The organism is Micromonospora sp. NPDC051924, from assembly GCF_055586005.1.
This window is the reverse complement of the sequence record NZ_JBVJJA010000009.1, coordinates 153,453-167,046: the sequence shown is the minus strand read 5'-3', so window position 1 is coordinate 167,046 and position 13,594 is coordinate 153,453. Positions and strand designations below refer to the sequence as shown.

General features: G+C 75.7%; 10 protein-coding genes. 6 read left to right on the top strand and 4 right to left on the bottom strand.

The features are described from left to right. Window positions 1-12: 12 nt before the first annotated feature. A complete protein-coding gene (locus ACZ6S5_RS10230; protein WP_465999660.1) occupies window positions 13-1,125 on the top strand; it encodes an XdhC family protein in 1,113 nt (370 codons plus the stop codon). Further along, window positions 1,122-1,718 (top strand): nucleotidyltransferase family protein, encoded by a 597-nt coding sequence (locus ACZ6S5_RS10225; RefSeq protein ID WP_465999659.1) that lies wholly within the window; start codon window positions 1,122-1,124, stop codon window positions 1,716-1,718. Before ACZ6S5_RS10230 ends, ACZ6S5_RS10225 begins: the two co-directional genes overlap by 4 nt. Window positions 1,719-1,730: 12 nt before the next feature. Here the strand turns inward: ACZ6S5_RS10225 and ACZ6S5_RS10220 are convergent, their stop codons facing one another. Together ACZ6S5_RS10220 and ACZ6S5_RS10215 are read right to left on the bottom strand one after the other, a co-directional pair. Then, window positions 1,731-2,834, bottom strand: a complete 1,104-nt coding sequence (locus tag ACZ6S5_RS10220) for a winged helix DNA-binding domain-containing protein (RefSeq protein WP_465999658.1) — start codon at window positions 2,832-2,834, stop codon at window positions 1,731-1,733. A 108-nt stretch (window positions 2,835-2,942) separates the two neighbouring features. Further along, complete coding sequence (locus ACZ6S5_RS10215; protein WP_465999657.1) at window positions 2,943-3,677, bottom strand: YsnF/AvaK domain-containing protein; 735 nt, start codon at window positions 3,675-3,677, stop codon at window positions 2,943-2,945. A gap of 377 nt (window positions 3,678-4,054) precedes the next feature. Between ACZ6S5_RS10215 and wrbA the strand changes: the two genes are divergently transcribed. After that, window positions 4,055-4,672: an NAD(P)H:quinone oxidoreductase gene (wrbA, locus tag ACZ6S5_RS10210; protein WP_465999656.1), complete on the top strand. Its 618-nt coding sequence runs from the start codon at window positions 4,055-4,057 to the stop codon at window positions 4,670-4,672. A 69-nt stretch (window positions 4,673-4,741) separates the two neighbouring features. Here the strand turns inward: wrbA and ACZ6S5_RS10205 are convergent, their stop codons facing one another. After that, the gene (locus ACZ6S5_RS10205; protein ID WP_465999655.1) at window positions 4,742-6,661 is read right to left on the bottom strand and encodes a chorismate-binding protein; all 1,920 of its coding nucleotides are present in this window, start codon (window positions 6,659-6,661) and stop codon (window positions 4,742-4,744) included. A 259-nt stretch (window positions 6,662-6,920) separates the two neighbouring features. Here ACZ6S5_RS10205 and ACZ6S5_RS10200 point away from each other — a divergent pair, with 259 nt between their 5' ends. From ACZ6S5_RS10200 to ACZ6S5_RS10190, 3 genes are all read left to right on the top strand, one after another. Continuing rightward, complete coding sequence (locus ACZ6S5_RS10200; protein ID WP_465999654.1) at window positions 6,921-8,324, top strand: FGGY family carbohydrate kinase; 1,404 nt, start codon at window positions 6,921-6,923, stop codon at window positions 8,322-8,324. 108 nt (window positions 8,325-8,432) lie between these two features. After that, complete coding sequence (locus ACZ6S5_RS10195) at window positions 8,433-11,060, top strand: sensor histidine kinase (RefSeq protein WP_465999653.1); 2,628 nt, start codon at window positions 8,433-8,435, stop codon at window positions 11,058-11,060. Further along, window positions 11,057-11,479, top strand: a complete 423-nt coding sequence (locus ACZ6S5_RS10190) for a roadblock/LC7 domain-containing protein (protein WP_123239419.1) — start codon at window positions 11,057-11,059, stop codon at window positions 11,477-11,479. Before ACZ6S5_RS10195 ends, ACZ6S5_RS10190 begins: the two co-directional genes overlap by 4 nt. Window positions 11,480-11,530: 51 nt before the next feature. On the opposite strand, the gene ACZ6S5_RS10185 is transcribed toward ACZ6S5_RS10190, so the two are convergent. Continuing rightward, window positions 11,531-13,030: a GH1 family beta-glucosidase gene (locus ACZ6S5_RS10185; RefSeq protein WP_465999652.1), complete on the bottom strand. Its 1,500-nt coding sequence runs from the start codon at window positions 13,028-13,030 to the stop codon at window positions 11,531-11,533. Between the last annotated feature and the right edge of the window lie 564 nt (window positions 13,031-13,594).

Below are 13,594 nucleotides of genomic sequence, written 5' to 3'. Positions count from 1 at the left end.
GGGGTCGGCGGCATGCGCGACGTACTGGCCGCGCTGGTCGGCTGGAGCCGGCGCGGCGTCCCGTTCGGCCTGGCCACCGTGGTGGCAAGCACCGCGGGCGCGGTGACCCGGCCCGGCGACCTGCTCGCCGTGGACCCCACGGGCGAGGTGCGCGGCGGCATTCCGGCGGGCTGTGCCGAGTCGGCCGTGCTCGACGCGGCGGCCGAGACGCTGCGTACCGGCCGCACCCGGCTCGCCCGGTACGCCGTCGGCGGCGACGGCCCGTGGCCGGCCCGGCCCGGCTGCGCCGGCGTACTGGAGGTGCTGCTGACCCGGGTGACGCCGGACGGCGCGGCGCGGCGCGTCCTCGCCGCCCTCGCCGGCCCCGGTCCGCTCGCGACGGTCACCGTGGTCGGTGGCCCCGCCCCGTTCGGCGCCCAGCTCGTGGTCCGGCCCCACCGGACCGAGGGCACCCTCGGCGACCCGGCGCTGGACGCGTGGGGCACCGCACAGGCAACCGAGCTGTGGTCCGGCGGCGGGACCGAGGTGCGGCGGCGGCCCGGCCGGCCCGCGCTGCGGGTGCTCGTGCAGGCGGTGCCGGCCCCGCCGCGGATGATGCTGTTCGGCGCCACCCCCGTCGCCGCCGCCCTCAGCCGGATCGGCGCCGCGCTCGGCTACCGGGTCACCATCTGCGACCCGCGACCGGCGTTCACCGGCGCCGGCCGCTTCCCGGACGCGCACGAGGTCCACCGGGCCTGGCCGCACCGCTGGCTGGCCGACGCCCCGGTCGACCCGGCCACGGTGCTCTGCCTGCTCGGCCACGACCCGCGGTACGAGATCCCACTGCTGCGGGCGGCGCTGGAGAGCCCGGCCGGCTACATCGGAGTGCTGGGCAGCCGGAGCGCGCACGCGGACCGCCTCGCCCGGCTGCGGGCGGACGGAATGTCCCCGGTCCAGCTCGCCCGCCTGCGGGCGCCTGCCGGGCTGGACCTGGGTGGGCGTACCGCGACGGAGACCGCGCTGGCGATCGCCGCCGAGATGGTGGCCGGGCGCAACGACGGCACCGGCCGGGCGCTGTACGGGCTGACCGGTCCGATCCACCGCGCCGCGGAGCGCGACCACCGGCCGGCCACGGCCCTGCGGTGACCATCGCCGGGCTGCTGCTCGCCGCCGGAGCCGGACGCCGGCTCGGCCGGCCCAAGGCGCTGGTCGAGCTGGACGGGGAGCCGCTCGTCCACCGCGGGATACGCCTGCTCCAGGCCGGCGGACTTCCCCTGGTGCACGTCGTGGTCGGCGCGGGCGCCGACGCGCTGCCGGAGCTTGCCGGGGCGGTGCCGGTGGTCAACCGGCGCTGGCGGGAGGGACTGGGCGGCTCGCTGCGCCGCGGCCTGGCGTCGCTGCCCGGGCACGTCGGCGCCGCGGTGGTGGTGCTCGTCGACCAGCCCGCGCTGGACCCCACGGCGGTACGCCGGGTGTGCGCCGCCCACGCGGCGGGCGCGCCGGTCGCGGTCGCCACCTACGCCGGGCGGATCGGGCATCCCGTGCTGCTGGGCCGCGCCACGTGGCCACTGCTCGCCCGGTACGCCACAGGTGACCGGGGAGCCCGCGACCTGCTGCGGGCCCGGCCCGACCTGGTCACCCGGGTCCCCTGCGACGGCGCCGGCTCGCCGGCCGACCTGGACACCCCGACCGACCTGGCCCGACACCGCAGGGCCCCGGGCGCCGCGAATCACCGGTGACCGGCGCACCCCTCACCAGGGGTGGCGCAGCGGCAGGCCGAGGTAGGCCGCGTAGCCGGCCAGCGCCGACTCCACCCGGGAGCGCAGCGCGGCGTCGAACGGGACCAACGGCTGCACGGTCACCGTGACGGCGGATTTCCCGACCGTCCGCTTCCAGGTGCCGACCACCCGGCCGCCGCGCACCACGGTGGACTGGAACACCCCGTTGTTGCCGGGGACCACGGCGGCCGCGTGCGCCGGGTCGAGCATCAGCGCGCGGTCCTTGAAGCCGAGCAGGTATTCGTCGAAGCCGGGCAGCGTGTGCAGGTCGTCGACCGGCGCGCGCGGCGCGTCCAGCAGCGCGGCGTCGACCAGCGCCCCGACGTCGTCCACCTCGACCGGGGCGAGGGCGTCACCGGCCACCGCGATGCCACGCCGGGCGTCGGTGACGGTCAGCCCGGTCCACCGGGCCAGATCGTGCGCGGTGACCGGACCGTGGCCGCGCACGTAGCGCAGCGCGAGCAGGCCGAGCGCCTCGTCCCGGTCGGGCCGGTGGGGGTCGGGCACCCACTCGTCGAGCAGGGCGAACGTCTGCTCCTTGCCGACCTGCGGGGCGATGCAGGTGACACCGCGCTGGCTCGCGAACCACAGCAGGTGGTAGCCGCGTTGGCCGGTCGTGTCGAGGCCGGCGGCGTTGAGCGTGGCCAGGCACTCGGCGCGGGTCAGCCGGCCACCGCCAGCCAGCGCCTCGCCCAGCACGTCGACGGCCCGATCCGCGTCGGTCTCGGTGAGGCCGAGCTGGGCCCGCCGGGTGGCGGCGCCGGCGAGGGTGCGCACCCCGGTCACCGCCAGCATCCAGTGCGCGTCGCGGGCGGGCACCAGGTGGACCGTGCCGCGCATCGGCCAGGTCCGCAGGGCCTCCCGCCGCTCCAGCGCCGCGCGCACGTCGGCGTGGGTGCGGCCGGGCAGGCGTACGCCGAGCGACCATTCGCCGCTCGCCACGTCCTGGGCCTGCATGGCGCCGAACCACTCCACCACGTCGGCCACGCCCTCGGGGCGGGCCACCGGGTGCGGGCGCAGCAGCAGGCTGGTCATGCGCAGCGCCAGCGCCTCGGCGCCGGTGAGCCGTACCGGCACGGCCGCCTCCCGTCGATCGTGGACGGCCAGCATAGGTGCCCGGGCCGACAATTCGGGGTCGAGGCGTGACCGGGCGGGTGGGGAGCCAGCCCCCACCCGCCCGGGATGTCACCGGTCGCGGCGCGCCCCGTGCGGTACGTCCGCGTCGACGAGTTCCCGGCGGACCTGGGCGTGGACCGGCCGCTCCTCGACGACCTCGTCCCGGACCAGCCGGACCCGTTCGACCGGGACCCGCTCCTTGACCGCCACCGGACGTTCGGCGTAGAGGACCATCTCGCGCTGATCCTCCCCGAGGTCGCCGGGAGCCCGGGCGGGTTCGGTGATCGGCTCGTGCACCACGGTCACCTCGTCGTGCGCGACCGGCACGCTGCCCTGCACGTTCTCGGTCACCACGTGCTTCTGCAGCCGCGCCGTGCTGACCGGCTCGCGAGCCGTGCCGAATCGCGCCCGCTCCTCCGAGCGGACGACCGGGGACGTGCCGGCCGCCTGCTGCGGTGGCTGCTGCGGCTGCCGGACCGCGCCCTGCCCGGGCAACTGGTAGTGCCGATAGAGCAGGGTGAGCTGATCGACGCCGAGGGGCTGGTCGGTGCTGCTGTCCACGGCGGGGGCGCCGCGCACGGTCGCCTTGTCGTACGGCAGCCGCACCCGGCCCGCCTGCAGCCGGGCGGCGTGCAGCGGGGCCATCGACTCGTCGTGCGTCCCGGCGCCGGTCCGTACGCTGACCCAGGTGGGCTCGCCGGCGGCGTCGGCCCAGACCTGGCCCACGCTGCCGATCGTCGCGCCCGAGCGGTCCTGGACGTCCTGCCCGTACAGCGAACGGACCTGCTGTTCGGTGAGGCGCATGGTTCGTCCTTCCTCTCGCGGGTCACCGAGAGGATCCCCGTGCCGGGGGGCGGCATGCCGGGGAAGCCGGACGAATAGGAGGAGCAGGAGCACAAGGCCCCTGATCGCGCTACGCCAGCCACGTCGCCGGCGGAGCGCGATCCCCCGTTCAGGTGCCCGGTGCGGGGCGGCAGCCTGTGCCGGCACCGGTGCGAACAGGATCCCCGGTGCCGGGATTCCGGGGGCCGGCCGCGCGCGGAACTTGCGCAAATCTTGAGCCACGGCAAGTGATCGATCCTGGTGAACGCCTTTGCGGTGCGCGTGAGCCCTCCGGCGTTTGACGCCGCAAGCAACGGGTAGTCGCCGGAGCTGACCCGGAATCGAGGAGGAATCGTCTGATGGACGGCCAGGTCAAGGTCGCGGTGATCTACTACAGCGCGACCGGTATCACCTACCAGATGGCGCAGTCGGCGTCCGAGGCCGCCGGTGAGGCGGGAGCCGAGGTGCGCCTGCGCAAGGTGCGTGAGCTGGCGCCCGACGAGGCGATCCGCTCGAACTCCGGTTGGCAGGCCCACCGCCTGGAAACCCAGGACGTGATGGAGGCCGAGCCGGACGACCTGGCCTGGGCCGACGTGGTGCTGATGGGCGCGCCCACCCGCTACGGCATGATCGCCGCCCAGCTCAAGCAGTTCATCGACACCACCGGACCGCTCTGGGCCCGGGGCGTCCTGGCCAACAAGGTCTACAGCGGCTTCACCTCGACCGCCACCGTGCACGGCGGCCAGGAGGCGACGCTGCTGTCGTTGTACACCGTCTTCTACCACTGGGGCGGGATCGTGGTGACCCCCGGCTACACCGACCCCAGCCAGTTCGTCGCCGGCAACCCGTACGGCGCGTCGCACACCAGCAACAACGGGGAGATCCCGCCGGACCACGTGGCCCTGGCCGCGGCCGCGTTGACCGCGAAGCGGGCGGTGCAGATGGGCGCGGCTCTGAAGCGGGGTCTCGCCGGCTGACCCGGCACGTGGCGACCGGTGGCCGGACGGGGGCTCTCGGCCCGCCCGGACCACCGGCCGCTCATCGCCCTACCCCCGTTCGGCCGATCCATGCCCGGTCAGCGCGGGCCGGGCCAGCAGGTGCCCGAGCAGGTCGGCGAGCACCACCATCCCGTCCCGGCTCAGCACCGACTCCGGGTGGAACTGCACGCCCGCGAAGCCGGCGCCGCGGAGCGCGTGCACCGCCCCGTCCGCCGGGTCCCGGGACAACTCGACCGGGCCGTGCGGGGTGGCCAGCCGGTCCGCGTCCGCGCGGGCCGTGAAGCTGGAGTAGAAGCCGACCCGGCGGGTCTCGCCGAACAGCGGGACGTCCCGCGGCAGCCCCTGGTACGGCGCGTCCCGACGGTGCAGCGGCAGCCCCAGCAGCCCGGCCAGCAACTGGTGGCCGAGGCAGACGGCCAGGGTGGGGCGGCCCGCCGCGAGCAGCTGCGCCAGCAGCCCGCGCAGCGCCGCCATCTTCGGCTCGGCGAGGTCGTTCGGGTCACCCGGGCCGGGACCGACCACCACCAGGTCGTACCCGTCGACCGGGTCGGGGGAGTGCCAGTCGCGGCGGGCCACGGCCAGCCCGAGCGCGCGCAGCTGGTGCGCGAGCATCCCGGTGAAGGTGTCCTCCCCGTCCACGATCAGGGCCCGGCGGCCGGCCAGACCGGGCAGCGCGGTCGCGCCCGGGGAGCGCTGGTCCAGCCAGAACCGGGCCAGCGGCGCGTTGCGGGCGGCGAGCGCGGCGCGTACCGCCGGGTCGTCGGCCAGACGCGGCCCGGCCTGCGCGCCGGTTCGCGGGGCCTCCGGGCCCAGGCCGAACGCGGCCAGCACGCCCGCCGCCTTGGCGTGCGTCTCGGCCACCTCGCCCTCGGCGGTCGAGTGCCGCACCAGGGTCGCCCCGACCGGAACCCGCAGCTCGCCGGTGGGGGACAGCTCGGCGGTCCGGATCAGGATCGGCGCGTCGAGGGTCTGCCGGCCCTCGGCGTCCCGGCCGAGCAGGGCGAGCACCCCGGCGTAGTAGCGGCGGCCGGTGCGCTCGTGCCGGGCGATCACCCGGCAGGCGTTCTCCATCGGGCTGCCGGTGACGGTCGGGGCGAACATGGTCTCCCGCAGCACCTCCCGCACGTCCCGGGTGCTCCGCCCGGCGAGCAGGTACTCGGTGTGCGCCAGGTGCGCCATCTCCTTCAGGTACGGCCCGACCACCTGGCCGCCGTGCTCGGCGACGGTGGCCATCATCTTCAGCTCCTCGTCGAGCACCATGTACAGCTCCTCGACCTCCTTCGGGTCGTGGAGGAAACGCAGCAGCTCGTCCCGGTCGGCTGCCGCGCCGGTGTGCCGGAAGGTCCCGCTGATCGGGTTCATCATCACCAGGCCGTCGTCGACGCTGACGTGCCGTTCCGGGCTGGCCCCGACCAGGATGCGGCGGCCGGTGTACACGACGAAGGTCCAGTACGCCCCGCGCTCGTGCAGCAGCAGCCGGCGCAGCGCCGCCAGGGCCGCCACCAGTGGCGGCCCCTGCACGGTGGCGCGCAAGGTGCGGTGGATGACGAAGTTGGCGCCGGCCCCGTGGCCGATCTCCTCGGCGAGCACCCGGCCGACCGTGTCCGCGTACTCGGCGTCGGTGCTGTCGAAGGCGGCGTCCCGGGTCACCACCGGCACGTCGGGCAGCGCGGCCACCACCTCGTCGATCCGCAGCCGCCGGTGCTCGGCGATCACCAGGCACTCCAGCGGTGTGCCGTCGTCCACACAGGCGAACCCGCGTTCGGCGATCTGCCGGTACGGCACCAGGGCCAGGGTGCGCGGCCCGGCCCCGCCCTCAGGCAGCGGGAGGTCGGCGAGCCGGTCGGCGGTGCGTACCGTGCCGGTGAACAGCTCCAGGTGGTCGGCGTCGGCGCGGCGGACGAGCGCGAACGGGCCGGGGTCGAGGCCGGCGGCGACGGCGGCCAGCGGGTCGGTCGGGCGGGTCATCGGAGGTCTCCTCGGTGGGCCGGTGGCCGCCGGCGGGGCGACCCGGTGCGCCGGGAGAGACCGGCGGCCGCCTCGTCGGGCGGCCGCGTCGGGAAGCTACGCGCGGGGGTGGGCCGCCGGGTCGGCGGGCCACCAGCAGGTCAGGTGCGCGAGCATGACGATCACTGTACGCGACGGCGCGGTCCCGCGGAACCCGATCGCCGCGCCCGCCCCCGGATCTTGGCTTCAGGCCCGCCCCCGGCGGGTAGGTTGGCCGACGATGGACATCCTCGCTCTCGACCTGGGCACGTCGTCCGTACGCGGGCTGGTGCTGGACGCGGACGCCACCCCGCGTCCCGGCGCGCTGGCCCGCCGGAAGGTGCACCTGAGCGCCGGCGAGGACGGCACCGGCACCCTGGACGGTCCGACCTACCTGGCCTGCCTGGTCGAGTGCCTGGACGAGCTGGCCGCCGGCGGGCACCTGCGCGACGTCGAGTTGGTCGCGACCTCCGCGCAGTGGCACTCGGTGCTGCCGCTGGGCGCCGACGGCGCGCCGCTGGGGCCGGTGCTGACCTGGATGGACACCCGGCCGGAGCCGCTGCCCGGTGCCCGGGGCCCGGTCGACCCCGACGCGTTCCACCGGCGTACCGGCGCCTGGTGGCACCGCTGCTACTGGTCGGTGCGGCTGCCCTGGTTGCAGGAGCGGGCCGGCGCCCCGGTCGGCCGGTTCGTCGGGCTGGTCGAGTACGTGCTGGGCGCGCTGCTGGACGAGGCGCCGATGTCCGTGTCGATGGCCTCCGGCACCGGGCTGCTGGACCTGCGCCGGTTGGAGTGGGACGTGGAGGCGTGCGAGCTGGCCGGCGCACGCCCGGAGGACCTGCCGGCGCTGGCCCCGCGCGGGTGGCACGGCCGGCTCCGTCCCGAGCACGCCCGGCGCTGGCCGCAGCTGGCCGGGGCCCGGTGGGCCGCCCCGGTCGGCGACGGCGCCGCCTCCAACGTCGGCTCCGGTTGCGTGGACCCGACCCGGGCGGCGGTGACCGTCGGCACGTCCGCCGCGGTACGCCTGGTCCAGGCGCTTCCCGCCGGGGCGGAGCCGCCGCCCCTGTCCGAGGCGATCTGGCGCTACCGGGTGGACCACGAGCACGTGGTGACCGGGGCGGCCTACTCCAGCGGCGGCAACCTGTACGCCTGGGCCACCCGGACGCTGCGGCTGCCCGAGGGGTCCGAGCTGGAGGCGGCGCTCGCCCGGGCCGCCGCGGACCTGCGCGTGCGGGCCAATCCCCGGTTCGGCGGGGACCGACCGCCCGGGGTCGCGCCCGCCGGCTCCGGTGAGCTGCGCGGGCTCAGCTTCGGCACCACCGCCGTGGATCTCCTGGCCGGGCTGATGACCGGCCTGTGCCGGCTGGTCGCCGACGACCTCGCCGTGCTGGAGTCCGGCGTGGACGGCCCGACCGAGGTGGTGCTCGGCGGCGGCGCGATGGCCGCCTCCGCCTGGTGGCGCGGCGCGTTCGCCGACGCGCTGGCCCCGCGGGCGGTGCGCTACCAGCGCAACCCGGAGGTCGGCGCGACCGGCGCCGCCCTGGTGGCCACGGGGCGGATCGCCGAGGCGGCGCACCTCGGCGGGATCGGCCGGACGGACGAGCCCGGCCCGCCGAACACCGTAGCTGTCGACCCGCCGCGCTGACCTTCCTGGTCGCGGGGCCGGACAACCCGTTGACACCGCCCGGGGGCCTGGTTGGATGGACCCCGCTCCCCGTCTTGGCGGAGCCGACGGGGGACCGAGGAGGCAAGTGTGGGCGCAGGTCCCGACCCGGCCGGCGGCGCGGCCGCGCGGCCGCGCCGGAGTCCGGCTTGGGACCGGCGGGCGGCGCCCCGGCGGCGTTCGATGCTCCGGTTGCGGGACTGGCGGATCCGCACCAAGCTCGCCACCGTGCTGGTCATCCCGTCGCTCGCCTTCCTGGTGCTGGCTGGCGTGCAGACCCGCGGGTTGGTGGGGCAGACCACCGCGCTGAGCGACTTCGCCCGGCAGGTGGGCATCGGCCGGCAGATCACCACCGCGGTGGACCGGCTCCAGCAGGAGCGGGACCGCGCCGCGGGCGAGCTGGCCGCGTTGCGGCGGGCCGGCGGCGGCCCCGAACGGGACGCGGCGATCGCCGCGCTCCAGCCGCTGGAGGCCGCGTCCGACCAGGCGATGTCCGAGCTGCGGGACGCCGCCGAGCCGCTCGCCGGGGCCGGCGCCGCCTGGCGGGTCGCGTACGCCGAGGTCCTGGAGGCGTACGACCAGGTCGTCTACATCCGCGCCGCGATCCCGCCGGCGGTGCTCAGCAGCGACACCATCCTGAGCAACTACCACCGGGCCATCGCCACCCTGCTCGACCTGCTGGCCGAGCCGTCGCCCGGGGACGACCAGCCGGCGCTCACCGATGCCGTGCTGCGCTACGTGCAGCTCTCCCGGGTCAAGGAGCTGTCGTCCCGGATCCGGGCCGAGCTCTACGCGGCCGCCCGCGCCGGCCGGTACGACCCCGACGACCAGGTCACCCTGGCCGACCTGCGGGCGCAGCAGCTCACCGCGCTGGGCGCGTTCCGGGTCGCGGCGACCACCGAGCAGATCCGCCGGTACGACCAGACGTCGCTGGACCCGGCATTCGTGTCGGCCACCAAACTCGAGGAGACGACCCTCCCCAACGGCGCCGCCGAGCCGGCGCTGCTGCCCGCACCGCAGTGGTGGGCCGCCAGCGATCAGCGGCAGGAGCTGCTGCGCCAGGTGGAACGCGAGGTGCTCGAGGACGCCGTGAGCCGGGCCGACGACGCCAGCGCGGGGCAGTTGCGGAACACCCTGCTGGTGGTCGGTGGCATCGTCGCGGTGCTCCTGGTCGCCGTGCTGATCTCGCTGCTGGTCGGCCGCTCGGTCGCCCGGTCGATGCGGTTGCTGCGCGGCCAGGCACTGCGGATCGCCCAGGTCGAGCTGCCGCTCACCCTCGACCGGCTGCGCGCGGTGAACCGCTCGGTCGGCGCGATCGACGTGGCCCCGGCGATCATCACCTCCCAGGACGAGCTCGGCGAGCTGGCCGAGGCGTTCGTGGCGGTGCACCGCAGCGCCGTCGACGTCGCGGTCGAGCAGGCGCTGATGCGGCGCAACGTCAACGCCATGTTCGTCAACCTGGCACGGCGCAGCCAGGTGCTGGTCGAGCGGCAGCTGGAACTCCTCGACGAGCTGGAACGCGAGGAGAGCGACCCGGACCAGCTGGAGAACCTGTTCAAGCTCGACCACCTGGCCGCCCGGATGCGCCGCAACGACGAAAGCCTGCTGGTGCTCGCCGGCACGGAGTCCAGCCGGCGCTGGAACCGGCCGGTGGGCCTGGGTGCGGTGCTGCTCGCGGCGAGCGCCGAGATCGAGCAGTACCAGCGGGTGCGCCACGAGTCGCGGACGGACCTGCACCTGGTCGGGCACGCCGTCGGTGACCTGGTGCACCTCTTCGCCGAGCTGCTGGAGAATGCCACCGCGTTCTCCCGCCCGGACACCGTCGTGCGGGTGCTCGCGCGGGCCGAGGGCACCGGCGCGGTGGTGGAGATCATCGACCAGGGGCTCGGGATGAGCCCGGCCGCGCTGGCGGAGGCGAACGCGGTGCTGGCCGAGCCGCCGGCGGCCGACGTGGCGGCCTCCGAGCGGATGGGCCTGTTCGTGGTCAGCCACCTCGGCGCGCGGCACGGGGTGCAGGTACGGCTGCACGCGGGCCACGAGAGCCTGGTGGCCCAGATCCGAATCCCGGCGGAGCTGCTGGCCGATGCGCCCGCTGGGCTGGACCAGCTCGCCTCGCCGCGGATGCTGACCACCCAGGTCGCCGCGGCGTCCCGCCTCGCGCCCGGCGCCGGCCCGCTCCGCGCGGCGACCACCGAGCTGCCAGTGGTGGGACGGCCGATGGCACCTCCGGCCGAGCTGCCGGTGTCGCCGTTGACTGGGCTCCCCCTCGGTGGCGGTGCCCCCGCGTCGCCCGCTTCGCCGCCGCCTGTGGTGGGCCGTCCCCCCGTGCACTCCGGCACACCCGGCGGGACGGCCGTGCCCCGGCAGCACCGGCCGCCGGTCCGGGCCGAGAGCGTGCTGACCCCGGCAGGGTCGGCCGGCGGCTGGTTTTCCCGGCAGGGCCCGTCGTCCTCGATGCTCGGTGTGACGCCGCCGCCGGCCGCGACGCCGGTCACTGCAGGGACCAACGAACGGGGGCTGCCGGTGCGCGTACCGATGGCCCAGCTCGCCGCGGTGACCGAAACCGCGCGCCCGGCCGGGCCGGCGCCCCGGCAGGATCCGGATCCGGACGCGGTCGGCGGCATGCTGTCCCGCTTCTACGGCGGGGTGCGCCGGGCCGAGGCCGAGGAAACCAGAGAGATGTACTTGCCGCGCAGCGAAGGGGGACGACGACAGTGACGACGTTGAGCCAGGAGGCCCGCGATCTCAGCTGGTTGGTGAACGCGTTCGCGGAGCGGGTCCCCGGGGTGGCGCACGCAGTGGTGGTCTCCTCCGACGGCCTGCTGGTGGCGATCTCCGCCCACCTGCCGCGGGACCACGCGGACAAGCTGGCGGCGGTGACCTCGGGGCTGATGAGCATCACCGCGGGCGCGGCCCAGATGTTCGACGGGGACGTCGTCAAGCAGACCGTGGTCGAGATGGGGCGCGGCTACTTCCTGGTCATGCAGATCCGGGACGGCTCGATCCTGGCCACCCTGGCCGCGGCGGAGGCGGACATCGGCGTGGTCGGCTACGAGATGGCCCGGCTGGCGAAGCAGGCGGGTGAGATGCTCACCCCGGCGCTGCGGGCGGAACTGCAGCAGGCGCTGCCGCGCTGAGCGCGGACGGCCCGGCCGGCGGTGGCGCGCCGCCGGCCGGGCCCGGACGGGTCAGAGGCCGTTGTCGCGGATTACCGTGCGGTACCAGTGCGCGCTGCGCTTGAGCACCCGGCGCTGCGTCGGGTAGTCCACGTAGACCAGGCCCCAGCGCTGCTCGTAGCCCTCGGCCCACTCGAAGTTGTCCAGCAGCGACCAGACGTGGTAGCTCTCCAGCGGCACCCCGTCCCGGATCGCCCGGTGCGCCGCGGCGAAGTGGTCGCGCAGGAAGTCGATCCGGGCGGCGTCGTCGACGGTGCCGTCGGCCGCGAGCCGGTCCGGGCAGGGCAGCCCGTTCTCGGTGATGGTGATTGGGATCCGGCCGTAGTCACGGGTGACCCGGGTCAGGATGTCGTACATCCCCTCGGGGTAGATCTGCTGCCACTCGGCCTCGGAGGTGGGCCACTTGCGCACCGTGTCGCCCTGGCCGGTGACGTAGATGGGCGTGTAGTACTGGACCGCGAGCAGGTCGACGGGGCTGGCGATGACGGCCAGGTCGCCGTCGCGGATCCCCCGGACCATGCGGCTGTCCGGGCCCAGGTCGGCCAGCACGTCCTCCGGGTAGGCGCCCTTGAGGATCGAGTCGAGGTAGAGGCGGTTCTCGTAGCCGTCGTACAGTCGGCTGGCCGCGGCGGCCTCGGCGGTGTCGTCGGCCGGGTAGCAGGGGTGCAGGTTCAGCGCCGGCCCGATCCGGCCCGGCAGGCCGCTGGCGCGCAGCGCCCGGACGGCGAGGCCGTGGGCGAGCTGGAGGTGGTGGGCGACCAGGTACGCGGCCGCCGGGTCCTGCTGGCCGGGCGCGTGGTGTCCCCAGAGGTAGCCGTTCTGCACGACGGTCTTCGGCTCGTTGATGGTCAGCCACGCCGGCACCCGGTCGCCGAGGGCGCGGAACATCACGTCGGCGTACTCGGCGAAGCGTTCGGCGGTGTCCCGGTTCTCCCAGCCGCCGGCGTCCTGCAGGGCTTGGGGGAGGTCCCAGTGGAACAGGGTGGCCATCGGCGCGATGCCCCGTTCGTGCAGCCCGTCGACCAGCCGGCGGTAGAAGTCGAGGCCGCGCTGGTTGGGCTTGCCGGAGCCGTCGGCCTGGATGCGCGGCCAGGAGATGGAGAACCGGTAGCTGCGCAGCCCCAGGTCGCGCATCAGGTCCAGGTCCTCGGCGTACCGGTGGTAGTGGTCGGCGGCGACGTCCCCGGTGTCCCCGTTGCGGGTGCGGCCCGGGGTGTGGCTGAAGGTGTCCCAGACGGATTCGCCCCGCCCGTCCTCCTTGGCCGCGCCCTCGATCTGATAGGCCGAGGTGGCCGCGCCCCAGCCGAAGCCGGGCGGGAACCGCAGCGGCCCGTGCGGCGAGTCCGCGCTGGCCGGGGCGGTGTCCGGCGCGTCGTCGCAGCCGGCGACGGTGGCGGAGCTGGCGGCGATCCCCGCCGCGGCGGCGCCGGCGAGCCCGGTCCGGGCCGCGCCCGCGACGGTCGTGGATGCGGCGGCAGGACGGAGCAGGCGCCGTCGGGTGAGTAGCGACATGGATGTTCTCCTCGGAGTGACTGGCCGCCCCGCCGAACGGGAGCGCTCCCAGCATAGGCGGGACGCGGCCGGCCACGTTCCGTGGGGCGGGCCGGTGGTGCGCGCGGCCCGGCCGAGCGGGCGGCCGGAGGTGGGGTGGGCGGGTGTCGCTCGGGGGCCAGGGCGAGCGGCGAGGGGTGGGGCAGAAAGCGAAGGAGGCCGGCCGGGCGGCGCGTCGCGCCTGTCCCGTCGGCCTCTTTTCCCGTCGACAACGGGGGATTAGTGTGGGGACGGGGGAGGGCAACCCCCGTCCCCACCTGTGATGCACACACGCACATGTGGATTGGCGTCCTGCCGTGCGTGTCGCGCGGGAGCCGGGCCACGCGAGTGGCTCTGGTTCCACCTCCCTCCGATGTCGGTGGGTGATGGCTGACGGCGGCGTCCGGGCTGGCCCGTCGTCAGCCTCCGGGGCTGGGGTGTCGGGCACACGGGTGTCCCCGACGATCTCGTACGTGCATCTCCGTCGATGGAAGCGCTCCCATCGGCGATGCTTGTGACTGTAACGCCCGTCACCCGTTTGTCAAC